The organism is Nitrobacter sp. JJSN (assembly GCF_051912485.1).
Classification (GTDB): Bacteria; Pseudomonadota; Alphaproteobacteria; order Rhizobiales; family Xanthobacteraceae; genus Nitrobacter.
On sequence record NZ_CP196822.1, the window covers coordinates 3279608 to 3304831 of the forward strand.

The window sequence follows — 25224 nt, forward strand, 5'->3', positions numbered from 1 at the left end:
ATCGCGCAAATCATGCGAGCGCGGTCGTTACCGCACGCCCGACGGCCGCCATAGCAGCATCTTGCCGATCCGCCGAAACGGTAGCACCCGTGAGATAGGCCGTTACAACAAACGGCGCCCGGTCCGGCGGCCAGATCACAGCGACGTCATTCGCCGTTCCTCGCTCGCCCGTTTCGGTCTTGTCGCCGACGCGCCAGCCGGCCGGCAATCCGGCGCGCAGGCGTCTGCTGCCGGTCGTATTAGCGGCGAGCCAGCCGACGAGTTGCACGCGCGATTTCGCCGACAGCACATCGCCCAGCACGAGCGCACGCAGATCGGAGGCCATCGCGTTCGGCGTGGTGGTGTCGCGCGGATCGCCCGATGCCGCCTCATTGAGTTCGGTCTCGATGCGATCGAGACGCGTCATGTCGTCGGCCAGCGACCGCACGAAGGCGGTCAGCCCCTGCGGGCCACCGATGCTTGCAAGCAGCAGATTGCCAGCGGTGTTGTCGCTGAGCGTCATGGCAGCCTCGCACAGTTCGGCGACGGTCATGCCGATCGGGCCGACATGCTTCTGCGTCTCCGGCGAATGCGTCACAAGATCGGCGTCGCTGAAATAAATCCGTCGCGCCAGACTTTCCTTGCCCGTATCGACGCCATGAAGAACAGCGCCCGCCGCCAGCACCTTGAAGGTGCTGCACATCGGAAATCGCTCGTCCATCCGATGCCCGACGCGCTGGCCGGTGCCGGTATCGAGCAGGGTGACGCCCAGCCGTCCGCCGCTTTCGGCCTCCAGCCGCCTCAATTCATCGACAAACCTCTCCTGCAATGCCGCCGCGGCCCGCGCCCGGCCTGCGCGACCCATGACGGCAAGCCCGGCGAGACCCGCACCCACCGCACGCAACAATCGTCGTCTGCCGATCATTTTCGAAGCGTCCTCATGTTCCGTTGCGCCGAGCCGTCGAAAGCTGAAGCGTCATAATATCACCCGTGACATGAAGATCCCGCACCAGTTTATTGAGCATGATCTTATCCGAAGCCGTTTTTTCAGGTTTCGGGATCATGCTCTAATAAGAAGACTCGGGATTAAAAAAGGCGGCTGATCGAACCGTTTCTTTGATTTCATAAAATTGATATGCGCGCCTACTCCGCCGCAACCTTCACCTCGGGTGCCGCGGCCTTGACCTCGGCATCGACGTCGTTTTCGAATCTGGCAAAATTCTTCCGGAACATGCCCACCAGGGCGCGCGCGGTCTTGTCGAACTCGGCCTTGTCGGCCCAGGTCTTGATCGGATTGAGGATATGCGGCTCCACGCCGGGCACCGACGTCGGCACCGCGAACCCAAAATACCTGTCGGTGCGGAATTGGACATCGCGCAGCGAGCCATCGAGCGCCGCGCCGAGCAGCGCGCGCGTGACCTTGATCGGCATGCGACGGCCGGTGCCGTATTTGCCGCCGGTCCAACCTGTGTTGACCAGCCAGCAATCGACGTTGTGCTTCGCGATCAACTCGCGCAGCATGTTGCCGTAAACACTGGGATCGCGCGGCAGGAACGGCGAGCCAAAGCACGTCGAGAATTCGGGCTGCGGCTCGTTGCCAAGGCCGCGCTCGGTGCCCGCCACCTTCGCAGTATAGCCCGAGAGGAAATGATACATCGCCTGCGCTGGCGTTAGCCTCGCGATCGGCGGCAGCACGCCGAAGGCATCGGCGGCCAGCATGACCAGATTTTTCGGCTGACCCGCGCAGCCGGTCAACGACGCGTTCGGAATGAATTCGAGCGGATAGGCCGAACGGGTGTTCTCGGTCTTCGAGCCGTCATCGAAATCAGGCACGCGGGTGGATTCGTCGTGCACCACATTTTCAAGCACCGCGCCGAAGCGTTTCGAGGCCGCATAGATTTCAGGCTCGGCCTCCTGCGACAGCCTGATGCATTTGGCGTAGCATCCACCTTCGAAATTGAAGATGCCATCCCTGCTCCAGCCATGCTCGTCGTCGCCGATCAGCGTGCGTTTGGGATCGGCGGACAGCGTGGTTTTTCCCGTTCCCGAGAGGCCGAAGAAGATCGCGCTGTCGCCGTCGGGGCCGACATTGGCCGAGCAGTGCATCGGCAGCACGCCCTTGTCGGGCAGAAAGTAATTCAGCGTGGTGAAGATGCTCTTCTTCATCTCCCCGGCATAGTGAGATCCGCCGATCAGAATGACCTTGCGGGCGAAATCGAGGGCCACGACATTCTCCGAGCGGACGCCGTGCCGTTCTGGCTCGGCGCGGAAACTCGGCAGGTCGATGACGGTCAGTTCGGGAACGAAGCCTGCGAGCTCCGACGTTTCCGGCCGACCCAGCAGCGTACGGATAAAAAGCGAGTGCCAGGCCAGTTCGGTGAAAACGCGAGTCTTGACGCGCAATGTCGGATCGGCGCCGCCATAGAGATCCTGCGCGAACAGCGTCATGCCTTCGGCGTGCTTGAGGAAGTCGGCATACAACGCTGCAAATTGCTCCGGCGTGATCGACTGGTTGCCGGCCCACCATATGTTTTTGTCGGTGGTCGCGTCGCGGACCGTGAACTTGTCCTTCGGGCTGCGGCCGGTGAACACGCCAGTATCGGCGCAAAGCGCGCCGTCTGCGTTCACCATCGCTTCGCCGTTACGTAGCGCGTGCTCGTAAAGTTGCGGCGCGCCGAAATTCCAGTACACGGCCTTGACGTTCTTCAAGCCGCATTTGCCGGCGCCGAAGGCGCCGTTACGCACGCCCATCTCTTGCACGGAGAATTCCTCCTCGAACTCCGTATTACCGGCGCGATCTCAGCCAACCGCGCCTCTGCCGCAACGACCTCAATATAGCCCATCCGGCCTCGATCCGGCGAACGGATATTGATGAACGCGGGGACCGGCCAAGCCGATCCCGGGTAACCCGGTCGATCCAAAGGCGACCGAGGCCAATCAAGGTTGGTTTGTAGCGCGAGCCTTTTCCGCCAGTTCCTTCAAAACAACGCGAAGCTCGCCCAGGGCGGCGATCCGCCGCGGAAAATCCAGCCGCAGCGCGTCATGCTTCTCGGCACTCATGTCCAGGCCATCAGGATCGCAACCGGTGCAGCGCCAGTCGGCGGCTTTCGCGCCGAGCAATCGCGTCGCATAGAGATTCAACGAGTCGAGATGATCGGCATTCATATGATCGATCGCATTCTGTTCGGACTCGAGCAACGCGTCCGCGCCCTCAAGACTGGTCAGAATCTTTTCCGGCTTGAGATCGACGATCCGCCCGAAGCCGGCTACCAGATGAACGCCTGTCGGCCGAATTCGAAAGAACGAAAAATCGTTAAAATCCGCGAAGGATTCCGCCGACGGATGAGCGTTCAGATAACGCCGGCGCAGGGTTGTCCTGAGTTCCCCGCCTGCCTCCTCGGCGGTTCCCCCGACCATGATCCGCGAGCCTTCAAGCGGATCACCTTCGGCGCGCTCGTCCAGCATCAACGATACTCTGGAATCGGCAATCACATTTTTCGTATGTACCGCAAGGCGCGAAATGAGAAGAATTGGTGAACCATCGTAATAGCTTGCAACATTGACGAGCGAGCAATAGGGGTCTCCGCTGCCCGGCATCAGGGTTGCCAGCGCGCCTTGCCGGCTTCGGCGCAGCAGCGATCGGGCAAGGTTTGAGGCTGTGAAATTGGCGGTCGGCTGCATGGCTAAGTCCTCAATTCTATTTGAAAAAACGACTCTCTCAGGCTAAAAGCAGAAGTTGAACAGGCACGGAACTGTGGCGTCTTTCGCGCGTTTCCGGGAAACTCGGTCACACTTCAGCCCAGCTTGCATTGCTCGTTGACCGCGTTCTTTGAGCCACTCCAACGGCAGACGTTCGAATTGTTCGCGTCTCGCCATCCGCTTCGGAAAGCAGGCATATGCCCACAATCGCTCTGGTCGATGACGACCGCAACATTCTCACATCGGTCTCGATCGCGCTCGAAGCCGAAGGCTATCGCATCATGACCTACACCGATGGTGCGTCGGCACTCGACGGCTTCCGCACCAGTCAGCCCGATCTCGCGATCCTCGACATCAAGATGCCGCGCATGGATGGAATGGAGACACTGCGACGGCTGCGTCAGAAATCCGACTTGCCCGTTATTTTCCTCACCTCCAAAGACGAAGAGATCGACGAACTGTTCGGTCTCAAGATGGGTGCCGACGACTTCATCCGCAAGCCATTCTCGCAGCGGTTGCTGGTGGAGCGCGTCAAGGCGGTGCTGCGCCGCGCTTGCCCGAAAGACCCGGCGGCGGCGCCCAAGGAAACCGACGCCAAGGCGCTCGACCGCGGCCTGCTGCGCATGGACCCGGAGCGCCATACCTGCACCTGGAAGAACGAGCCCGTCACCCTGACCGTCACGGAATTCCTGATCCTGCAGGCGCTGGCGACGCGTCCCGGCGTCGTCAAGAGCCGCAATGCGCTGATGGATGCCGCCTATGACGATCAGGTCTATGTCGACGACCGCACCATCGACAGCCACATCAAGCGACTGCGCAAGAAGTTCAAGGTCGTCGACGACGACTTCGAGATGATCGAAACCCTCTACGGCGTGGGTTACCGCTTCAAGGAAACCTGATAAGCTGTCATTTCCGGGGCGGGCAGCCGGCGAGCCGATCCATGCTTGGGGTAGGTATTCCCGATGCGCGGTTCACATCCAAGGCAGGAGCCGCCGGCGACCACGAAGCGTTCGTCGCCTTGGACGCATCCTCAGCGACAAACGCGAAGCGTTTGCGTGGGGAAGGATGATAGTGAGTTGTGGGACCGATAACCGGGCAGTTTCAGTCATTGCTGGATCGAACGCAGCCTGATCTCAATCCGGATACCGAGGACACCTCGCAGGTGCTCGCGCCGGAAACCCCTGCCGATCATGTCGAGCCGACGCCACGCTGGCGGTGGCCGCTGGACTGGTTGAGCCGTGCCGGGCAGTTTTTTTTCACGCTCAGCTTTTCAAGCCTGACCCGCCGCATTGTATCGCTGAATCTGGCCGGCCTGATCGCGTTGGCAGCCAGCATTCTGTATCTCTCACAATTCCGCGCCGGCCTGATCGACGCGCGCGCGCAAAGCCTGCTGGTGCAAGGCGAGATCATCGCAAGCGCGATTGCCGCTTCGGCGACGGTAGAGACCAACACCATCACCGTCGACCCCGACCGCCTGCTCGATCTCAAGCCCGGTGAGAGCTACGGCGCGCCGGAGGAATTCTCGGGATTGGATTTTCCAATTAATCCCGAGCGCGTCGCTCCGGTGCTGCGGCGGCTGATCTCTCCGACCAAAACCCGCGCGCGCATCTACGACCGCGACGGCGTGCTGATCCTCGACAGCCGCAGCCTTTTTCGTCGCGGCGATGTCATTCGTTTCGAACTGCCACCTCCGACCGACGTCAAGCCCGGCTTCGTGGAGCGCACGACGATCGCGATCCGCACCTGGCTCAATCGCGGAGACCTTCCGCTTTACCGCGAACTCGGCCCCGAGAATGGAAACGGCTACCAGGAGGTTGCGCAGTCGCTCAAAGGCGAGAAGTCCAGCATGGTGCGTATCAACGACCGCGGCGAAATCATCGTCTCCGTGGCTGTTCCGGTAGAGCGTCCCCGCGCCACCATTTTCGGCGCGCTGATGCTGTCCACGCAGGGCGACGACATCGACCAGATGGTAATGGCGGAACGGCTGGCGATCCTGAAAGTGTTCGGCGTCGCCGTGGTCGTCATGATCGTGCTGTCGCTGCTGCTGGCCAGCACCATCGCCGGGCCGGTACGGCGGCTCGCCGACAGCGCGGAACGTGTCCGCCGCCGCATCAAGACGCGCATCGAGATCCCCGACTTTACCCGCCGCCGCGATGAAATCGGCCACCTGTCCGGTGCGCTGCGCGACATGACCGACGCGCTCTACAACCGCATCGAGGCGATCGAGACTTTCGCGGCCGACGTCTCTCATGAACTGAAAAATCCCCTGACCTCGCTGCGCTCCGCAGTGGAGACCCTGCCGCTTGCGAAGACCGAGACCAGCCGCTCGCGCCTGCTCGAGGTGATCGAGCACGACGTGCGTCGGCTTGATCGGCTGATCTCCGACATATCCGACGCAAGCCGTCTCGACGCCGAATTACAGCGTCAGGATGTGGCCCCGGTCGATGTCCGCCGCCTGCTGACCACGCTGACGTCGGTCGCGAACGAAACCAAGCTTGGCCACGACGTCGGCGTCGACGTGCGCTTCGAGGGTAATCGGGCCGATGCCTTTTCGGTACCGGGGCATGACTCGCGGCTCGGCCAGGTGATCTCCAATCTCCTGACCAATGCGCAATCGTTCTCAAAATCCGGAGGCCGGGTGCGCATCGTGTGCAGGCGCCGGAAATCCGAAATCGAGATCGTGGTGGACGACGACGGGCCCGGCATTCGGCCCGACGCGCTGGAGCGTGTGTTCGAACGCTTCTACACCGACCGCCCGCACCAGGGCTTCGGCCAGAACTCCGGCCTCGGCCTGTCGATCTCCAAGCAGATCATCGAAGCGCATCGCGGACGCATCTGGGCAGAAAACCGCCCCGGCCCGACCGATGCCCAAGGCGACACGCGGATCGCGGGCGCGCGCTTCGTGGTTCGGCTTCCCGCGCCATGACCGCGTCGTCCGGCCCGACGATCCATGGCTCCGCGGTGCTGGTGGGAGATCGCGCCGTTCTGATCCGCGGGCCCTCCGGCGCCGGCAAGTCCCGTCTCGCCTTCGATCTCATCCTGGCCGGCCGCAGCGGCCAGATTCCTGCGGCGACGCTGGTCGGCGACGACCGCCTTTACCTAGAGCCGGTCCGCGACCAGCTCCTCGTCAGGCCGACCCCTGAACTTGAGGGACTAATGGAAATCCGCGGACTCGGCATTCGCTGCACCGCTTTTGTTGCGGAGGCGCCGGTCGGCCTCGTGATCGATCTCGACGCGCCCGATGCCGAGCGCCTTCCCCCACCAAAAGCGCTGCGAACCACCTTATTAGGAGTCGAACTGGCCCGAATCCCGATTGCGGACGGCTTTTCACCACTTCCGATAGTCATCGCCGCGCTAACGACCATTCCGGGTTGCAGCGACACTCGCTCCACTGCCGATTGCCCGGAGGAATCTGGTAACCATATAAACTGCAGTATAGCCACGGAGTAGACCATCCCGGCTTTTCGGAGCGGACCTGCTTTTCAGGGAAAAACGCGCTGTTCCCCCTTGCGTGAGGCCTCCGGATGGTCAAAGTGGCCCTTTCGTGCGGTGCACCAAAAGCACCCGCGAGGAGTTTTCAATGATTGGTCTGGTACTTGTGACCCACGGGCGCCTCGCCGATGAGTTCAAGGCGGCGCTCGAACATGTAATGGGCCCGCAAAAGCAAATCGAAGCCATCACCATCGGCGCCGAAGACGATGCCGATCTGTGCCGGGGCGATATCATCGAAGCGGTCAATCGCGTCGACAGTGGCAGCGGGGTTGCCATTCTCACCGACATGTTCGGCGGCACGCCTTCAAACCTCGCGATCTCCTGCATGAGCCGGCCCAAGGTCGAGGTGCTCGCCGGCATCAATCTTCCGATGCTCGTCAAACTTGCCAAGGTGCGCAACGATCTCCCGCTGCCAGAAGCCATCGCGGCTGCGCAGGAAGCGGGGCGCAAATATGTGACGATTGCCAGCCGGGTGCTCGCCGGGAAATGACCGGGAAGCCTGACGACGCAGTCTCGTCGAACGACGCGCCGGCGGCGAACAAAGCATCGGCCACCGGCGCGGTCTCCCGTGAAATCTCTATCGTCAACAAACGTGGCCTGCATGCGCGGGCATCCGCGAAATTCGTGCAGATGGTCGAGCGCTTCAATGCCGACGTCAGCGTCACGCGCAACGGCGAGACCGTCGGCGGCAATTCGATCATGGGATTGATGATGCTGTCCGCGGGGATTGGAACAACGATCACGGTTTCCGCAACCGGCCCCGAAGCCAAAGCCGCGATCGCGGCGATCGCCGAGCTCGTCAGTAGCAAGTTCGGCGAAGGTGATTGAGTCTGCGAACGTGTTCCGGCCGTCCTGCCTGCGGCCGCCCAGATGATCCGTTCTCGAGGTTAGCAGCATGCTTCCAGCCTATGTCATTCACAGCACGTCCCTTCCCGAACGTGAGGATCATATCCGACGGGAGCTGCAGCACGCCGGGATCAGCTTCGAATGGATTCTGGACATGGAGCCCGCCGACATCTCGGATGAAATCGATCGCAAGTATTTCGTCCCGGGCGCCGATCTCACCCCGGGGCAGAAATCATGCGCCCTGAAACACATCGTGGCGATGCAGCGTATCGTCGAGAATCATCACGACCTCGCGTTCATCGTCGAGGACGACACACAGTTTTGCGACGATTTTCAGAATCAGCTCCGCCCGATGCTCGAAGCAGCGAAGCGGTGGCCCCGACCGCGCATTCTCCATCTCGGCGCGGCCACCAACTTCTATGTACCGGCCTCCCAAATCAGGTCTGGCGAGCTGCTCTATGAAGGCACCCGGGTGCGTAACACGGAGCTTTATGTGCTGGGGCGGCCGGAGGCCGAGGCACGCCTCAACTGGATCTACAGGAATCGTCTCGACAAACCGATCGACATCACTTTCAACCGCGCCGATCCCGAGCTCGGCATTCCATTCCTGTGGAGCGATCCGCCTTTGGCCGAGCAAGGCAGTCTCAACGGGCGTTTCGAAAGTTCATTGGCGCGCAAACCGCGCAATCGTTTTCGCTTGAAGGTCGAATTCGCCATCAAGCGCGTTTATCGTGGCAAGATCAAACGATGGCGTGCATGGCGGTAACCATGTCGTCGAATCGTCCTTTTCAGCTTGGGCACGTCGTTCGGTCGCTGCGGATCGGCATTTTCGTCGAGCTTTCGGTGGACCAACGATTTGGCCGTCGTGGCTGCGGGACCTGCTGGTCTATGCGGTGATCGTCTGCATTGTCGCCATCGGCCGGGCACGGACACGTCCCTTAACCCCTGTCATCGCCGAGGCGTGATCCGCGCCGCGCGCATCGGTTTCACGTTCCGCTTAAGGGCGCGACAATGGTAGATTTCCCGTGCCTCGGCGGGACCGTCTTCATAACCAAATGCTCGACGCCCGGCATGTGGCACGCATCCAATCGCTGCACTCTTGATGGCCCCACTCTTTCGGATCGCAAAACCCACGCGAACGGCGTCGCCGGTTGAAACGCCTCCGCGGACCAGGATTCGTAAGAACCACGTGCATGACGATCATTCCGGCGGCGAGATCGTCGCTGGCGCGCACATCGGACAGGCGCGTCGCGAGGTTGCCAGCAGCCCAGCCGATCGATCCAGCTGGGCGAAAACATGAAGCGCTCATAAGGCATCCTGCCGACGTGACATTACCGTCAGGATCAGTTCCGGCGGCAGGACAGCGCCAACCCTAGCCGGTTTCAGCCGGAAAAGAATCGCGACCGGGCCATCGCAATTCCGAAGGAGTTGCTGCCGTTTAGCGACGGTGCTATCCCCCGCCCATGAGCACGACCCCCATCTCCTACATCCGCAACTTCTCCATTGTCGCCCATATCGACCATGGAAAGTCAACGCTGGCCGACCGCCTGATTCAGATGACCGGCGGCCTCACCGATCGCGAGATGGCGGGCAAGGAGCAGGTGCTCGACTCGATGGATATCGAGCGCGAGCGCGGCATCACCATCAAGGCGCAGACGGTGCGCCTGAAATACCGCGCCAAGGACGGCAAGGACTACGTCTTCAACCTGATGGACACGCCGGGCCACGTCGACTTCGCCTACGAGGTCTCGCGTTCGCTGGCCGCCTGCGAGGGTTCGCTGCTCGTGGTCGACGCCAGCCAGGGCGTCGAGGCGCAGACGCTTGCCAATGTCTATCATGCGCTCGATGCCGGCCATGAGATCGTACCCATTCTCAATAAAGTCGATCTGCCCGCCGCCGAGCCCGACAAGGTGAAGCAGCAGATCGAGGACGTGATCGGCATCGACGCGTCCGACGCGGTGATGATCTCGGCCAAGACCGGCCTTGGCGTGCCCGATGTGCTGGAAGCCATCGTCACCCGCCTGCCGCCGCCGAAAGGCGACCGCGACGCCACGCTGAAGGCGCTGCTGGTCGATAGCTGGTACGACGTCTATCTCGGCGTGGTCGTTCTCGTCCGCGTCGTCGATGGCGTGATGAAGAAGAACTCGCGCATCCGGATGATGGGCACCAACGCCGCCTACGATGTCGAGCGCGTCGGCTTCTTCACACCGAAGATGACGCAGGTGGACGAGCTCGGCCCCGGCGAGATCGGCTTCATCACAGCCGCCATCAAGGAAGTCGCGGATACCCGCGTCGGCGACACCATCACCGACGACCGCAAGCCAGTGACGGACATGCTGCCCGGCTTCAAGCCGGCGATCCCCGTGGTGTTCTGCGGCCTATTCCCGGTCGATGCCGACGACTTCGAAACGCTACGCGCGGCGATGGGCAAGCTGCGCCTCAACGACGCCAGCTTTTCGTTCGAGATGGAAACCTCCGCCGCGCTCGGCTTCGGCTTCCGCTGTGGCTTCCTCGGCCTGTTGCATCTCGAAATCATCCAGGAGCGCCTCTCCCGCGAGTTCGATCTCAACCTGATCGCGACCGCCCCGAGCGTTATCTACAAGATGCACCTCACCGACGGCAGCGAGATCGAGATTCACAATCCGATCGACATGCCGGACGTGGTGAAGATCGCCGAGATCGAGGAGCCGTGGATCGAGGCCACCATCCTCACCCCCGACGACTATCTCGGCAGCGTGCTGAAACTCTGCCAGGACCGGCGCGGTTCGCAGAAGGAACTCACTTACGTCGGCTCGCGCGCGATGGTGAAATACGATCTGCCGCTCAACGAAGTGGTGTTCGACTTCTACGACCGGCTCAAGTCCGTCTCCAAGGGCTACGCCTCGTTCGACTATCATCTCACCGACTATAAGCCGGCCGATCTCGTGAAAATGCAGATCCTCGTCAACAACGAACCGGTCGACGCACTCTCGATGCTGGTGCATCGGACCCGCGCCGAGGGCCGCGGCCGCGCCATGGTCGAGAAGATGAAGGAGTTGATCCCGCCGCACATGTTCCAGATTCCGATCCAGGCCGCGATCGGCGGCAAAGTGATCGCGCGCGAAACGGTGCGCGCGCTGCGCAAGGACGTCACCGCGAAATGCTACGGCGGCGACGTCAGCCGCAAACGAAAACTTCTGGAGAAACAGAAGGAAGGCAAGAAGAAGATGCGGCAGTTCGGCAAGGTCGACATCCCGCAGGAAGCCTTTATTGCCGCGCTCAAGGTGGATAGCTGATCCGCCACAGTTCGCCTGCTGAAAGGAACCCTCCCAACCTCCGGACGTTTCGACTTGAGTGAAACACCCGGGAGACGCGTCATGCCGCGCGGCGACAAATCGAGCTACACAAACAAGCAGAAGCGCGAGGCAGAGCATATCGAGGAAGGCTACGAGAAGCGCGGCATAAAAAAGAAGGAAGCCGAGCGCCGGGCATGGGCGACGGTGAACCGCGAAAGCGGCGGCGGCGAGAAGAGCGGATCGGGCCGCGGCCGCAAGACCACAAAAGTTTCGTCGAAGCGCGGCGGGCGCATCGGCGGACCACGCGGCGGCAAGGCTTCGGCCGCGCGTCCGGCAACCGAACGGTCGCGCTCGGCCAAGAAGGCCGCGGCGACCCGCAAACGCAATGCCGCAAAGCGTTCCCCGGCGAAGGCAAGACGCTCTCCGGCGAAGAAAACTGCGCGCAAGCGAGCATGAAGGCAGCCTCAAAGGGCGCGGTTCCGCTAGAGTTGCTTCGTCTTGATGGATCGAATCCGGACTCCAGTTTTATATTTTGATGCGTTTTCTTGACGCGAACCGGTATCCACTTCGCTCGAAAACGCTATAGAATCACTGCTCATGAAGGTCCGCGCGATTCTCCCGCTGCTTCTGACATGCGCCATCGCCGTCCTGGGCGGCGGCGCGACGGCGCCTGGGGCATTCGCGCAGGACAAGGGCACGCTGTACCCGAAGCCGTTGCCGCCGTTGGCCAATCCCGACGACCCCACGCTCGGCGCCAAGCAACTGTTCGGCCGCAAAATGCTCCCCACGGCCGGCTCGCCGCACGTCATCGGTTTTTATGCGAAGGGCTGCATCGCCGGCGCCGAAGCGCTGCCGATCACCGGGCCGACGTGGCAGGTGATGCGGCTGTCGCGCAACCGCAACTGGGCCCATCCCGCCATGGTCGCGCTGCTGGAGCGACTGTCGGCCAGGGTACACAGGGATGCCGGCTGGCCGGGACTTCTGATCGGCGACATGGCGCAGCCGCGCGGCGGCCCAATGATTACCGGCCACGCCAGTCACCAGATCGGGCTTGACGCGGATGTCTGGCTGACGCCGATGCCGAACCGGCTGTTGTCGCGCAACGAACGCGAGGAGATGTCAGCGGTCATGATGGTGCGTCGTGACCGTCTCGATATCGATCCCCACGCATGGACGCCAAGTCATCTCAGCGTCATCCGTGCAGCAGCCAGGGAGCCGTCTGTCGAGCGCATTTTCGTCAATGCCGCGATCAAGAAAGCGCTGTGCCGCGAGGCCAAGGGCGACCACAGCTGGCTCTGGAAAATCCGTCCCATGTACGGCCACGACTATCATTTCCATATCCGCATCAAGTGCCCGCCGGGCAACCCTCAGTGTGAATCTCAGACCCCGCCAGAAGAGAAGGAAGGATGCAGCGCCGGCGATCTCGCCTATTGGTTCAGCGACGCCGTGCTGCATCCGAAACCGCCGAAGGTGCCACCGAAGCCGAAGCCGCAGATCACGCTGTCGCAACTGCCGACCGATTGCCGTCAGGTGCTGGCCGCGCCGGATGCAAAGACGATCGCAATGCCGTAGCCGGCGCGCACGGACGGTTTCGTCAAACGTGAAAACCCGCTAACATCCGGCGACGCCGCGCCGTAAGCGCTGGCGAGGCAGATCAGAGCGATCTGATCCTCCTTTAATTCCCCCAGGCAAGCCCTCGCGTGACGTTGTGACGCAGGGATACCATTTGCGAAGGATTCATCATGCGCATCAGTGCATGCAACCAGCGGTCATCCCTATCAATTGCGCTGCTTCTGATCGCCGCGACGCCGGCCTTCGCCGCCGATCCCGTCGGATGCGACAAATTCAAATGGCCAACGGAGAAGGACATCGCGCTACTCACCGCGCCCTCTTTGCCGAAGCTGGCGGCTGGCGTCGAAACACCACCATCGCCGGTCGCCGTCACGATGACGCTGCGCCCTATCGCTGACGCGGCTTTGCCTAAACCGCCGGAACGCCAGCAAAAGCCGGACACCTACGCAGGCTTCGTTCGCGCCACCGCGGGGTCCGCAGGACTCTATACCGTGACAATCTCGGACTACGGCTGGATCGATGTCGTCCAGAGCGACGCCTATCTCAAGCCGAACGGATTCAGCGGCGTCACCGGCTGCACAGGAGCCAGGAAAAGTGTCCGGTTCGATCTTGCGCCCGGCCCGGTGACTATACAGGTCAGCGGCGCCGCCAAGGACACCATCAACCTCGCCTTTACGCCCGCCGCACACTGAAACCCGGGACCGCAGCTCTTTACGTGTGCGTCGTGCGGCTGATATTGTCGCCAAAGCGATCTTTCCGGCTGGCCGTAAGCCTCCTGGAAACCATGGAACGGCGCTTCCACTGATCGTTATGTCAATCCCTTGTATCGTCTGCGCTGTCACTCGCGCTGGACTGATTTGGAGCGCCTTATGAAGATATTCACCCGTTCATTGTTCTCGGCATTGCTGGTCGGTGCCTTCCTCGCCGTGCCGGCCTCTGCCAAGGACGCCAAGCCCTCGGCCATGGCGCCCGCCGCCGCGCAGGACAAGACGCTGACCGTGTTCGCCGCGGCTTCGATGAAGAACGCGCTCGACGATGTCGACAAAGCGTACACCGCCAAGACGGGGGTCAAGATCGTCGCGAGCTATGCGGCGAGTTCGGCGCTGGCCAAGCAGATCGAACAGGGTGCGCCGGCCGATGTTTTCATGTCAGCCGATACGGCGTGGATGGATTACGTGAAGGACAAGAAAGCCATCAGCGAACCGACCCGTGTCAACCTGCTCGGCAACAGCATCGTGCTGATCGCGCCGAAGGATTCGAAGATCGACAAAGTCACCATTGACCATGGCTTTGATCTCGCCAAGCTCGCAGGCGACGGCAAGGTCACGACCGGCGATGTCCAGTCCGTACCCGTCGGCAAATATGCCAAGGCCGCGCTGGAAAAACTCGGTGCATGGACCGCGGTGGAACCGAAAATGGCAATGGCGGAGAACGTTCGCGCAGCGCTGGCGCTGGTGGCGCGAAACGAAGCCGTGCTCGGCATCGTCTATTCAACCGACGCCAAGGTCGAACCCGGCGTGAAGATCGTCGCCACATTCCCGGCGAACTCGCATCCGCCGATCGTCTATCCGGTCGCGGCGACTTCCACCGCTCATAAGGACGCAGCGGATTATCTTGCCTTCCTGCGCAGCTCGGAAGCCAAGGCGATCTTCGAGAAATACGGCTTCTCGTTCCTGGTCAGCCCGACGACCTAAACCTGAATAATGTCGCCATCGCCTTCCCTCCCCCGTTTGCGGGGGAGGGTTAGGGTCGCGGAATGCTTCGTCGCAGTCAGGACGACGCTAGCGCGTGATCCGCCAAAGTGTGAGCGGTTTGGCGAAAAGATCAGGCGCATTCTGACATTTTTAGAGCAAAACCGGAATCCACTTTGCTGATCGCGCTCCGGGTGTCGTCCTTGAGCCAAAAGCAAAATTGGAAACCAATTTTAGCTCGGCCTCGTCATGACAAAAACATTACCGAGACCCCATGTTTGACATCTCGCCAACCGAATGGATAGCGATCCTGCTTTCGCTCAAGGTCTCTGTGATCGCGACGCTGTTCGCGACACCGATCGGCATCGGATTGGCGTGGGCGCTGGCGCGGTACGAGTTCTGGGGCAAATCGATTATCGACGCCGCCGTTCATCTGCCGCTGGTGCTGCCTCCTGTCGTGACCGGCTATCTGCTGCTTCTGACCTTCGGCAGACGCGGGCTGGTCGGCGAGTGGCTTGCCGATCACCTCGGGATCGTTTTCGCATTTCGCTGGACCGGAGCAGCGCTCGCCTGCGGCGTGATGTCGTTCCCGTTACTGGTACGGCCGATCCGGCTGTCGATCGAAGCCGTCGACCGACGGCTGGAACAGGCCGCGAGCACGCTCGGGGCTTCGGCATGGCAGGTCTTCGCCACCGTGACGCTGCCGCTGGCGTTGCCTGGCATTCTTGCCGGCATGGTACTCGGCTTTGCGAAAGCAATCGGCGAATTCGGCGCGACCATCACATTCGTCTCCAATATTCCCGGTGAAACCCAGACCATTTCCGCAGCGATCTATTCGCTGATCCAGACGCCGGATGGCGATACGGCGGCGCTTCGGCTGGTGATCGTGTCGATCGTCTTGTCGATGGCGGCGCTGGTCGCCTCTGAGCTGTTTGCACGGCGCGCGACACGTCGGCTGCACGGAAACTGATCATGCTGCGTGTCGAGGTATCGAAACAGCTTGGCAATTTCTCGGTCGATGTCGCATTTGCGAGCGAAGGGCGAGTCACCGGCCTTTTCGGAGCATCAGGCTCGGGCAAGACATCGCTGATCAACATGATCGCCGGGTTGCAGAAACCGGACCGCGGCGTGATCTCCGTCGACGGCGAAGCGCTCGACGACACCACGCAACGGTTCCATATCGCTGTGCATCGCCGCCGCATCGGCTATGTCTTCCAGGACGCGCGGCTGTTTCCGCATCTCGATGTGCGCAGGAATCTCGACTACGGGCGCCGGATGAACCGCCTGACCCGCGACACCGCGCAGGAAACCCGACTCAACGAAATGCTCAATATCGGTCATTTGCTAGATCGCCGGCCCGGCCAGCTCTCCGGCGGCGAGCGCCAGCGAGTGGCGCTCGGCCGTGCGCTGCTGACGCGGCCCCGACTCCTGTTGATGGACGAACCGATGGGAGCACTGGATGAGGATCGCAAGGCGGAGATCCTGCCCTACCTGATCCGACTGCGCGATGAAACCGGTGTGCCGATGGTCTATGTCACCCACGATCCCGATGAATTGCGCCAGCTCGCTTCGCAAGTCGTGATCCTGAAGCGCGGACGCGTCGCCGCATTCGGTGGCATCGAAGTGCTGCCAGCCTGATTTACAGATCAAATCCTTGCAATCGACGACCAGCCTTTCGCCATTTTCTGCCTGAATGCGCCCATCCGTGTCAGCGGCGGCAGCTCCTCTTCGTCTTCAGGCAAACGAAGTCCGACCGCATTGACGCGGCCTTCGCTGATGTTGCGCGCGACAAGAACGATGGTATCGAGCGGCAGGGTCGCACCCTCCTTCGGCGCCCGGTCAAGATGGACGTCGAAGTAATCCGCCAGCGTCAGCTGCGCGGCGGCCGGATCGACTGAAATGCCGTAGATCTGCGCGATATCGCCAACGGTGATTTCGCCCGAAACCAGGAAATCGCCGAGCAGATGCGGGTCCGGCGACGCCATCGGCTGCATGTCGACGAAGAAGCGATCGAGCGACTCGGCCTTTTCCGGCGGCGCGAGTAAATAGAAGTAATCCCCCGCCGCAATCGGCTCCGCTTCAGCCGGTGTCAGAATTTTCTCGTTGCGGATCACGAGCGTCGGCTTCGACCATGACGGAATCAGCCCGCGCCGAAGGAACAGGCTCTTCGGCCGCACCGCATAGCCGACCAACTGCTGTTCGAGCTGTCCCGGCAGATCGAGTTCGACGCGGCGCGGGCCTCGTTCGGCGCGCGGCAGCGCCACATGCAGCCGCCGCGCGGCGGCGGCCAGCGTCCAGCCCTGCAGCAACAGCGAGATGATCACCACCACGAAAGCGACATCGAAATACAGATAGGCCTTCGACAAGCCGACCAGCATCGGTATCGAGGCGAGGAAGATTGCAACCGCGCCTCGCAGTCCGGTCCACGCGATGAACAGCTTTTCCCGCCAGTTGAAGCGAAACGGCGCGAGGCAGAGAAACACCGCGAGCGGCCGCGCCACCAGCATCAGCACCAGCGAGACGATGACCGCCGGCAGGGCGCTGTCCAGCAGGCGCTGCGGCGAGACCAGCAAGCCGAGCAACACGAACATCACGATCTGCGCCAGCCAGGTGGCGGCATCGAGGAACGTCACCACTGAGTTGTGGGCGCGAGTCGGCCGGTTGCCGACAATGATGCCCGCGAGATAGACCGCGAGAAACCCGGATGCGTGGAATATCTGCGCCACCCCGAAAATCACGAGCGCCGCGGTCGTGACGAACGGCGCATGCAACCCTTGAGGAAGCGCCACACGGTTCAGCGCGGCGACCACGAGCCGCCCGCCGATCACTCCGACGATACCGCCGAGCATGGACTCCCGAAGGAACTCCAGCACCACATGCCAGACCGAGCTGTCGCCCACCGAGATCAGCTCCACCAGCATCAGCGTGAGAAAGACCGCAAATGGATCGTTGGTGCCGGACTCCGCTTCCAATGTCGCACCGACGCGCGGACGCAGCCGCAGCCCTTGCGCATGAACCAGCAGAAACACCGCGGCCGCGTCGGTGGAGGCGACGACCGCGCCAATCAGCAGCGCTTCGGTCCAGTTGAGGTCGAGCGCATATTTCGCTACCGGCGCGGTGATGAGCGCGGTCAGCAGCACGCCGAGCGTGGCGAGCACCATCGAGGGCGCCAGGACCGTGCGGATGCTCTGGAATCGCGTCTTCAGACCGCCGTCGAACAGAATCAGCGCCAGCGCGGCCGATCCGACGAGATAGGTGTTTTGGACATCACTGAACACCAAGCCGCCGGGCCCGGAATCGCCCGCCAACATGCCGATGAACAGAAAGACCAGCAGCAAGGGGGCGCCGAACCGGAGCGCCAGCAGGCTCGACAGAATTCCGGCCATAACCAGAATCGCGCCGAGCAGGATCGCCAGACTGACCGAATCCAGAGATGCCATCAGAGTTCCGAAGCGGTAAACACTTGCATTTTCATCCTTATCGTCGCCCGCGCAGCGCGCCAACCGATTTCTGCCCGTCAGCGTCCTGCTCTCCAGCCGCGAACGCAACGCGCAAAGCTCCCGTATTGCCGTATTGATGGGAACTGATCGAGCCGGGCAGCGCGGCGCCAGAGCCAGACGGCGTCAACACGACGCACCCCGACGACGCCGTCGCGCAACCGGACCGAACCTGCCGCGCGGGCTTTCGATGGCTGCTTCAGCTTGCGCTGACAGCGCCATCCATTAAATTAGAAGCCGACCATTCCTTTCCTCCGGATCCAGATCGTCTGATGAGCTACGTCGAAGCCTCCGAAACCTCCCTGCGCAAGACCGGACAAATCAAACTGCATGGCCCGAGCGGATTCGCCGGCATGCGCCAGGCTGGCGCCCTGACGGCGCGCTGCCTCGACGAACTCGCCGATCTGGTGAAACCGGGCCTGCTAACGTCGCAAATCGACGATTTCGTGCGCGAATTCGCCTTCAGCCATGGCGCCTATCCTGCAACGCTGATGTATCGCGGCTATCGCTACTCGACCTGCACGTCGATCAATCACGTGGTCTGTCACGGGATGCCCGGTGATCGCGCCCTCAAAGAGGGCGATATCGTCAACGTCGACGTGACTCTCATTGTCGATGGCTGGTACGGCGATTCGAGCCGGATGTACCCGGTCGGCCCGATCGCACGCAAGGCGGAACGGCTGATCGAAGTGACCTATGAAGCGATGATGCGCGGCATCGCCGCGGTCAAGCCCGGCGCGACGACCGGCGATATCGGCCACGCCATCCAGAGCTTCGTCGAACCGCAGGGCATGAGCGTGGTCCGCGATTTCTGTGGCCACGGGCTCGGCCGCATGTTCCACGACGAACCGAACATCATCCATATCGGCCGGCCCGGCGATGGCGTCCCGCTCAGGCCGGGCATGTTCTTCACCATCGAGCCGATGATCAACCTCGGCAAGCCGCACGTGAAGATCCTGTCGGACGGCTGGACCGCCGTGACGCGCGACCGCTCGCTGTCGGCGCAGTTCGAGCATTCGGTCGGCGTGACCCAGACCGGGGTCGAGATCTTCACGCTGTCACCGCAAAAGCTCGACAAGCCGCCCTACGGCGGCTGAACCTCGAGCCCCGGCAAAGATCGCATTGGACCGCGTATCCTTTCGTGACTCGCATCCCTGAATTGGGGTTGCAAATACCGCCGGCCGCGGCAAGGTTGCAGCGACCAACTGGTTCGCTGCATCCAATGCCCGCAGACGCCGACAACCCCTCAGGATTTGCCGAAGCGCCGCATTATCACGGCCATCGCGAGCGGCTGCGGGAGCGATTCCGCGACGCCGGACCGGATGCGCTCAGTGATTACGAACTGCTCGAAATAGTGCTGTTTCGCGCGCTGCCCCGTCGCGACGTCAAGCCGCTGGCCAAGTCCCTGATCGGCAGATTCGGGTCATTCGCCGAGGTGGTTCACGCGCCCGACGCCCGGCTCCGCGAGATCAGCGGACTTGGGGAAGCAGCAATCATCGAAATCAAGCTGATCGCGGCGAGCGCCAGCCGTGTGGCCAAGGGACAATTGAAGCAGCGGACGATGCTGTCGTCATGGACCGCGGTGATCGACTATTGCCGGACCTCGATGGCGTTCGCGGACAAGGAGCAGTTCCGCATTCTGTTCCTCGACAAGCGCAATCAGCTGATCGCGGACGAAGTGCAGCAGGTCGGCACCGTCGATCACACGCCGGTCTATCCGCGCGAGGTCGTCAAACGCGCGCTCGAACTATCGGCGACCGCGATCATCTTGGTGCACAATCACCCCTCCGGCGATCCGACGCCGTCGCAGGCCGACATCCAGATGACCAAATCGATTGTCGACATTTCGGCCCCGCTGGGGATTTCCGTGCACGACCATATCATCGTCGGCAAGAACGGCCACGCCAGCCTGAAAGGCCTGCGGCTGATCTAGGCTATGAACAGCCGGCAAGGGGCTGATAAAGCAGGGAAGCAGCGATGCTTACTGCCTCACAAGAATCAGCGGATTTGCGGTGTCTGGGACGAGCCGCCACTGCGCGTTGTCGTCCGCCTGAAAGTGCCAGGTTCCGCCGTTCGCCGACATCAGCAGGATTTCGCCGTGCTCGAGCCGCCAGACCTCGGGCTTGAAGCCGGCGATCGCCGGATCGCATTTGGGTTTAAGGAAGGCCTGGAAATTGTCCGGCGGAACTTCGGTGTTGGTCAGCGTTATGCCGCAGATGGTCTGACCGTTGCCACGAACGAAGGCCCAGTCGCCGATCATCTGGTCCATCGATTTGGCCAGCGAGCGTGCCTCGGCAAGATTTTGCAGGATGTAGATGCCCTCATTCTCCCGCCGGCCTTCGAAAATGCCGCTTTCGACTTCGGTGAAATCGATCACCGGTGCGCCGGTGGCGGTCTGCAGGCGCACGATATCGAGACCGGCGACGGTCCAGGCCGTGATGTCCTTCGTGAACGGCAACGCCGCCGCGCAGCCCGGTTCAAGATCGAGCCTGAGACCCTGCGGCGATGGATCGCCCTTGAGCGTCACGACGCAGGTCTTGCTGCGTTCGGTGGTCGACAGCTCCCACTGTCCGATCATGTTTTTTTTCAAGGCTGACGTGTCTTGCGCCGACGCGGCCGGTCCGCAGATTATCAGCGTCGCGATGGCGGCGAGGACGAATCTCATGTCGATCTTATCCAAGGAGAAAGGCAAGGCCATCAGTTTTCCTTCCCAAGCGCGCTTTCGTGCCAGCGCCGCAACATCAGATGCGACACCGCCGCAAGGCACATATAAATGACGATGCCCGCCACCGAGAGCAACAATAACGCCGCGAACATGCGCGGAATGTTGAGCCGGTAGCCGGATTCCGCAATTCTGTAGGCGAGACCCGAACCCGCGCCGGCCGAACCCGCCGCAATTTCAGCAACCACCGCGCCGATCAGTGACAGGCCACCAGCGATGCGCAATCCACCGAGAATGTAAGGCAATGCCGCCGGCAGTTTCAAATATCGCAACGTCTGTATCCGCGATGCGCCGTAGAGCTGGAAAAGACCTCCCAAATTGCGGTCGACCGAATTGAGACCCAGCGTGGTGTTCGACAGCACCGGAAAGAACGCGACGATCCAGGCGCAGACGATCACTGCGGTCTGCTGGGGCAAGTAAATCAACAACAGCGGCGCGATCGCGATCACCGGCGTGACCTGCAGGATGATCGCATAGGGCAAGAGCGCATGTTCCAGCCATTTCGACTGGTTGAACAGCAGCGCCAGCAAAACGCCGCCGACGGCCGCGGCAGCAAAGCCCTCCACCGTGGTCAGCAAGGTCGTCAGCAGCGATTGCCAGAGGATCGGCCAATCCTGCAGCAGCGTCGCCGCCACAAGCCTTGGGCCCGGCAGCACATAGGGCGGAATATCGTAGATCTGAACCACCAGATCCCACATCAGAACGCCGGCCGCCAATACGGCGATTGGCAACAGCACGCGCGCAACGGACGCCTGCCGAGCGCGATCCGATGCCTCGTTGCTGGCCGCCGCCGCCGATGGATCGGATACCGTCATCGGCGGAGCGCTCCCTTGCCCGTCGCCAGCGACAGCCCGATCGACACTTCACGACAATACGCGGCATATTCCGCAGAGGTTCTGAAATCCTCGCCGCGCGGTTCAGTCGTATCGATGCGGTACTCAGCGCTGATGCGGCCGGGACGCGGAGTCATCACCACGACGCGCCGCGAGAGATAGACCGACTCGAACACCGAATGGGTGACGAAGATGACGGTCTTGCGCAAGTCGCGCCACAGCGCCAGCAGGTCATTGTTGAGGCGGAAGCGGGTGATCTCGTCGAGCGCCGCAAACGGCTCGTCCATCAAGAGGATGTCGGGATCGGTAACGAGCGCGCGCGCCAACGACACCCGCATCCTCATGCCCCCGGACAATTCGCGCGGATAGGCGGCTGCGAACTCTGCAAGCCCGACCCGCGCCAGCGCGGCCTCAACGTGTCCACCGATGTCGGCGCGCGGCCGGTGCGCGAGTTTCAGCGGCAGCGCCACGTTGTCGCGCACGCTCGCCCATGGCATCAGCGTCGGTTCCTGAAACACGAAGCCGATGGAGCGCCCGCCGCCGGCGACGCAAACCGTGCCGGATGTCGGCGCGATCAGCCCGGCGATGATCCGCAGCGCGGTCGATTTCCCGCAGCCGGACGGCCCGAGCAGCGACACGAAATCGCCCTTGCGCACATTGAAATCGAGTAGTCCCAGCGCCGTAACGCCGCGGTCATAGCGTTTCGTGACGCCATTCAGGCTGACGGCGTCTCCCGCGCGCGGACTCGTTTCGGCTTCGGACAGCGCTGTTGCAGGCTCGATCATCGGCACCGGATTCTATTTCTTGGGCCGCAAGTCGAGGCCAACGCCCTTGTTGACGAACTGCAGAGTGTAGGCCTTGCGAAAATCGATGTCCCGCCGCACCACACCGGCCAGCACCATCTTGTCGAAGAAGCTCGCATAGCGCGCATCGCTCATGGCGCCGATGCCGTCGCGCAAGGAGTCGCCGGAATCGACGATGCCATACTCCCGCATCTTCGCCACCGAATAGGCCAGCAGGCCGTCGGTCATTTCAGGATTGAGCTTCTTGATCATGGCATTGCCGGCCGTGTTGTCGCCGTACAGGTAGGTATACCAACCGACGATCGAGGCGTCGACGAAGCGCTGCACCAGATCTGGCTTCTTCTCGGCCAGATCGCGGCGGGTTTCGATCAGGGTCGAATACGGGTTGAAGCCGGCATCGGCGAGCAGGATCACGGTCGGTTTGAAATCCGCCTGCTTCTCCACCGCGAACGGTTCGGAGGTGACGTAGCCCTGCATCGCGCTCTTCTTGTCGGCGAGAAAGGGCTGCGCGTTGAAAGTGTAAGGTTTGACCTTCTCTCCGCTGAATCCATACTCGGATTTAAGCCACTGGAAATAGCTCGCGATGCCTTCCTTGGAGATGAACAGGGTGAGCGGCTTCAGGTCCTCGATTTTCGTCACCTTCGATTCCGGATGCGCGAGAAAAACTTGCGGATCCTTCTGAAACATCGCGGCGACCGCGACGACCGGCACGTTGTTGGCCACCGCATCGAACGATTGCAGCGTGTTCGCTGTCATGAAGAAATCGAGCTTGCCGGAGATCAGGAGCACCCGGTTGTTCACGTTGGGACCGCCGGGCACGATGGTCACGTCCAGGCCATATTTTTTGTAGGTGCCGTCGGCCAACGCCTGAAAGAAGCCGCCGTGTTCGCCCTCCGCAACCCAGTTTGTACCAAAGGAGACCTTGTCCAGCGCCGCCGGCTCGGCCGTGGCCGGTCCGGCGAGACCAAGCGCCAGCACCAACCCGGCCGTTAACGTTCGCAGCAAAAGGACAAGGCGCATCATTGGACTCCCTCGATCGTTCTGGCCCATGATAGGAAGCGACCGGATCGGCGCGAACCCTGCTGGATTCGGCCCGCGGTCAATTGGATACGACAACCTAGAGCGTTTTCGCTTCTGATGGAATCAGAAGCGGGGCCCTATGATTTTGATTTGACGCGTTTTCTTCACGCGAACCGGTATCCACTTCGCTCGAAAACGCTATAACCTGCATTTCAACTCGATGAAACGCTGCGCACGATGACCCGGACGCCCCCTTTCGACTGGTCCGCTATCCACTGGCCCGATATTCCGCCAACGGCCGCGGCGAACTGGATCGCGGTGCTGCCGCTGGCGGCGACCGAGCAGCACGGGCCGCATCTGCCGCTCACGACCGACGTGCTGATCGCGGAAGCCTATCTTGCGCGGGTCCGCGAGCTGCTGCCGCCGGACGTTCCCGCGACTTTTCTGCCAGTGCAGCCGGTCGGCATTTCCACGGAGCACACGGATTTTGCCGGCACGCAGACGTTGACCAACGAGGAGGCGCTCAGGGCCTGGACCGCGCTGGGCGAAGACGTGGCGCGGAGGGGAATCAGAAAAATCGTGATGGTGTCCAGCCACGGCGGCAACAGTGCCGCCATGACAATGGTGGCGCAGGACTTGCGCGCGCGGCATCGGTTGCTCGCGGTCACCACCGCATGGTCGCGCTTCGGCGTGCCGGATGGCCTGTTCGATGCGCAGGAGTTGCGCCATGGCATTCATGGCGGCGCGGTCGAAACCTCGATCATGCTGGCGCGCCACCCGGATGAGATACGACGCGACGGGATTGCCGACTTCCGCCCTGCAAGCATTGCGATCGAAAAGACCTATCGCTGGCTCGGCACGCAACGGCCCGCGCCGTTTGCCTGGCAGACGCAGGACCTTCACCCGAGCGGCGCCGTGGGCGATGCGACGCAGGCCTCCGCGGAAAAGGGCGAACGGCTGCTGGAGCACGGCGCACGTGCGTTCTGCGAATTGCTGGCCGACATGACAAGGTTCGATCCGGTAATTCTCAGAGGCAACCCGCGCGATCGGGACTGAACCGTTAACCCTTCGAACAATCGCTACCGCCGTGAAACCGAACTGAAACCAAACTTTTTCGAACCGAAATCGGTGACGCCTCCACCAAATGGGCATGCCGGCCAGACGGGCCGCGCCAACATGATGGAGTTTTCAAATGTCGCTCAAGACCAAGATCGCTGCCGTCGCACTCGTTGCTATCACCGCCACCGGCATGGTCGCGGGTTCAACACAGCACGCCGATGCCAGGGGCCTGGGTCTCGGCCTCGGTATCGCTGCCGGCGTGATCGGCGCGGCGGCGGTCGGCAGCGCCATCGCGGCTGACAGTTATGACTACGACGGCTATCGCCGCTGCGGCTGGGTTCGCCAGTACGACACGTTCGGCAACTATGTCGGCCGCGTCCGTGTCTGCGATTGATCAGGTCAACGTCATCTGCCCGCGACTGAAACGGGCCGCTCAACAATCGTCCCTCGACTGAAAACGACCCGCCCATTTCATTGGGCGGGTCGCTTCGTCTGTACGCTCCCGCCGTTCCGGTCGCATCCCATGACGAGAAACCGACGTCACCGGCGACGCCGAACAGCCAGCTGACCGCTGTTGCATCGTTGTCATTGGATAATGGCAAGCAAGATTCGTCCTATTGATACCAGTTGCTATTGCGAATTAGTTGCAATAATAATCGGGAATAAGTTCATCTGGACCTGATCCGCGGGCGAATCAACGGGAGAATGGCGATATCAAACCGGTCGCGGATCGGCG

The 25224-nt window shown here is 62.0% G+C and carries 25 protein-coding genes; 17 read left to right on the plus strand and 8 right to left on the minus strand.

The window, feature by feature from the left end; all coding sequences use genetic code 11:
- Nucleotides 1-10: 10 nt before the first annotated feature.
- The 3 genes from bla to ACSZOQ_RS16070 form a co-directional block, all read right to left on the minus strand.
- Nucleotides 11-904: a class A beta-lactamase gene (gene bla, locus ACSZOQ_RS16060; RefSeq protein WP_439923429.1), complete on the minus strand. Its 894-nt coding sequence runs from the start codon at nt 902-904 to the stop codon at nt 11-13.
- 218 nt (nt 905-1122) lie between these two features.
- Entirely contained in the window at nt 1123-2739 is a 1617-nt protein-coding gene (locus ACSZOQ_RS16065; RefSeq protein ID WP_439923430.1) for a phosphoenolpyruvate carboxykinase, read from the minus strand.
- A 177-nt stretch (nt 2740-2916) separates the two neighbouring features.
- A complete protein-coding gene (locus ACSZOQ_RS16070) occupies nt 2917-3660 on the minus strand; it encodes a HugZ family protein (protein ID WP_439923431.1) in 744 nt (247 codons plus the stop codon).
- Between the two features lie 215 nt (nt 3661-3875).
- Here ACSZOQ_RS16070 and ACSZOQ_RS16075 point away from each other — a divergent pair, with 215 nt between their 5' ends.
- The 13 genes from ACSZOQ_RS16075 to modC all read left to right on the plus strand — a co-directional run bounded on the left by ACSZOQ_RS16075 (nt 3876) and on the right by modC (nt 16192).
- Nucleotides 3876-4577, plus strand: coding sequence for a response regulator transcription factor (locus ACSZOQ_RS16075; RefSeq protein WP_292611076.1), 702 nt, complete (start codon nt 3876-3878; stop codon nt 4575-4577).
- Nucleotides 4578-4786: 209 nt separating this feature from the next.
- On the plus strand, nt 4787-6604 hold the full coding sequence (locus ACSZOQ_RS16080) for a stimulus-sensing domain-containing protein (protein ID WP_439926100.1): 1818 nt from the start codon (nt 4787-4789) through the stop codon (nt 6602-6604).
- A complete protein-coding gene (locus ACSZOQ_RS16085) occupies nt 6601-7128 on the plus strand; it encodes an HPr kinase/phosphorylase (RefSeq protein ID WP_439923432.1) in 528 nt (175 codons plus the stop codon). Before ACSZOQ_RS16080 ends, ACSZOQ_RS16085 begins: the two co-directional genes overlap by 4 nt.
- 130 nt (nt 7129-7258) lie before the next feature.
- Entirely contained in the window at nt 7259-7660 is a 402-nt protein-coding gene (locus tag ACSZOQ_RS16090; protein ID WP_439923433.1) for a PTS sugar transporter subunit IIA, read from the plus strand.
- Nucleotides 7657-7998 carry an HPr family phosphocarrier protein gene (locus ACSZOQ_RS16095; RefSeq protein ID WP_439923434.1) on the plus strand — a complete coding sequence of 114 codons (342 nt, stop codon included), beginning with the start codon at nt 7657-7659 and terminating at the stop codon, nt 7996-7998. The genes ACSZOQ_RS16090 and ACSZOQ_RS16095 overlap by 4 nt, the downstream gene beginning before the upstream one ends.
- 67 nt (nt 7999-8065) lie before the next feature.
- Nucleotides 8066-8782 (plus strand): glycosyltransferase family 25 protein, encoded by a 717-nt coding sequence (locus ACSZOQ_RS16100; RefSeq protein ID WP_439923435.1) that lies wholly within the window; start codon nt 8066-8068, stop codon nt 8780-8782.
- 697 nt (nt 8783-9479) lie between these two features.
- Nucleotides 9480-11291 carry a translation elongation factor 4 gene (gene lepA / locus ACSZOQ_RS16105; RefSeq protein ID WP_439923436.1) on the plus strand — a complete coding sequence of 604 codons (1812 nt, stop codon included), beginning with the start codon at nt 9480-9482 and terminating at the stop codon, nt 11289-11291.
- Between the two features lie 81 nt (nt 11292-11372).
- On the plus strand, nt 11373-11747 hold the full coding sequence (locus ACSZOQ_RS16110) for a plasmid stabilization protein (protein WP_439923437.1): 375 nt from the start codon (nt 11373-11375) through the stop codon (nt 11745-11747).
- A 141-nt stretch (nt 11748-11888) separates the two neighbouring features.
- Nucleotides 11889-12863, plus strand: coding sequence for a penicillin-insensitive murein endopeptidase (mepA, locus tag ACSZOQ_RS16115; protein ID WP_439923438.1), 975 nt, complete (start codon nt 11889-11891; stop codon nt 12861-12863).
- A 170-nt stretch (nt 12864-13033) separates the two neighbouring features.
- The gene (locus ACSZOQ_RS16120; protein WP_439923439.1) at nt 13034-13555 is read left to right on the plus strand and encodes a hypothetical protein; all 522 of its coding nucleotides are present in this window, start codon (nt 13034-13036) and stop codon (nt 13553-13555) included.
- Between the two features lie 177 nt (nt 13556-13732).
- Nucleotides 13733-14557 (plus strand): molybdate ABC transporter substrate-binding protein, encoded by an 825-nt coding sequence (modA, locus tag ACSZOQ_RS16125; protein WP_439923440.1) that lies wholly within the window; start codon nt 13733-13735, stop codon nt 14555-14557.
- A 271-nt stretch (nt 14558-14828) separates the two neighbouring features.
- Nucleotides 14829-15524 (plus strand): molybdate ABC transporter permease subunit, encoded by a 696-nt coding sequence (modB, locus tag ACSZOQ_RS16130; protein ID WP_439923441.1) that lies wholly within the window; start codon nt 14829-14831, stop codon nt 15522-15524.
- A 2-nt stretch (nt 15525-15526) separates the two neighbouring features.
- Entirely contained in the window at nt 15527-16192 is a 666-nt protein-coding gene (gene modC / locus ACSZOQ_RS16135) for a molybdenum ABC transporter ATP-binding protein (RefSeq protein WP_439923442.1), read from the plus strand.
- Nucleotides 16193-16200: 8 nt separating this feature from the next.
- On the opposite strand, the gene ACSZOQ_RS16140 is transcribed toward modC, so the two are convergent.
- Nucleotides 16201-17994: a potassium/proton antiporter gene (locus tag ACSZOQ_RS16140; RefSeq protein ID WP_439923443.1), complete on the minus strand. Its 1794-nt coding sequence runs from the start codon at nt 17992-17994 to the stop codon at nt 16201-16203.
- A gap of 329 nt (nt 17995-18323) precedes the next feature.
- Here ACSZOQ_RS16140 and map point away from each other — a divergent pair, with 329 nt between their 5' ends.
- Both map and radC read left to right on the plus strand, forming a co-directional pair.
- The gene (map, locus tag ACSZOQ_RS16145) at nt 18324-19148 is read left to right on the plus strand and encodes a type I methionyl aminopeptidase (protein ID WP_439923444.1); all 825 of its coding nucleotides are present in this window, start codon (nt 18324-18326) and stop codon (nt 19146-19148) included.
- A 125-nt stretch (nt 19149-19273) separates the two neighbouring features.
- The gene (radC, locus tag ACSZOQ_RS16150) at nt 19274-19984 is read left to right on the plus strand and encodes a RadC family protein (RefSeq protein WP_439923445.1); all 711 of its coding nucleotides are present in this window, start codon (nt 19274-19276) and stop codon (nt 19982-19984) included.
- 48 nt (nt 19985-20032) lie between these two features.
- Here the strand turns inward: radC and ACSZOQ_RS16155 are convergent, their stop codons facing one another.
- Genes ACSZOQ_RS16155 through ACSZOQ_RS16170 form a run of 4 tightly spaced genes read right to left on the minus strand, consistent with a single transcriptional unit; the run spans nt 20033 to nt 23429 of the window.
- Nucleotides 20033-20716 (minus strand): AprI/Inh family metalloprotease inhibitor, encoded by a 684-nt coding sequence (locus ACSZOQ_RS16155; protein ID WP_439923446.1) that lies wholly within the window; start codon nt 20714-20716, stop codon nt 20033-20035.
- A gap of 32 nt (nt 20717-20748) precedes the next feature.
- The gene (locus ACSZOQ_RS16160; protein ID WP_439923447.1) at nt 20749-21588 is read right to left on the minus strand and encodes an ABC transporter permease; all 840 of its coding nucleotides are present in this window, start codon (nt 21586-21588) and stop codon (nt 20749-20751) included.
- Complete coding sequence (locus ACSZOQ_RS16165; RefSeq protein WP_439923448.1) at nt 21585-22391, minus strand: ABC transporter ATP-binding protein; 807 nt, start codon at nt 22389-22391, stop codon at nt 21585-21587. Before ACSZOQ_RS16165 ends, ACSZOQ_RS16160 begins: the two co-directional genes overlap by 4 nt.
- A 12-nt stretch (nt 22392-22403) precedes the next feature.
- The gene (locus ACSZOQ_RS16170; RefSeq protein WP_439926102.1) at nt 22404-23429 is read right to left on the minus strand and encodes an ABC transporter substrate-binding protein; all 1026 of its coding nucleotides are present in this window, start codon (nt 23427-23429) and stop codon (nt 22404-22406) included.
- Nucleotides 23430-23666: 237 nt separating this feature from the next.
- Here ACSZOQ_RS16170 and ACSZOQ_RS16175 point away from each other — a divergent pair, with 237 nt between their 5' ends.
- Together ACSZOQ_RS16175 and ACSZOQ_RS16180 are read left to right on the plus strand one after the other, a co-directional pair.
- The gene (locus ACSZOQ_RS16175; RefSeq protein WP_439923449.1) at nt 23667-24485 is read left to right on the plus strand and encodes a creatininase family protein; all 819 of its coding nucleotides are present in this window, start codon (nt 23667-23669) and stop codon (nt 24483-24485) included.
- A 136-nt stretch (nt 24486-24621) separates the two neighbouring features.
- Nucleotides 24622-24882, plus strand: a complete 261-nt coding sequence (locus tag ACSZOQ_RS16180; RefSeq protein ID WP_439923450.1) for a hypothetical protein — start codon at nt 24622-24624, stop codon at nt 24880-24882.
- Nucleotides 24883-25224: the final 342 nt, after the last annotated feature.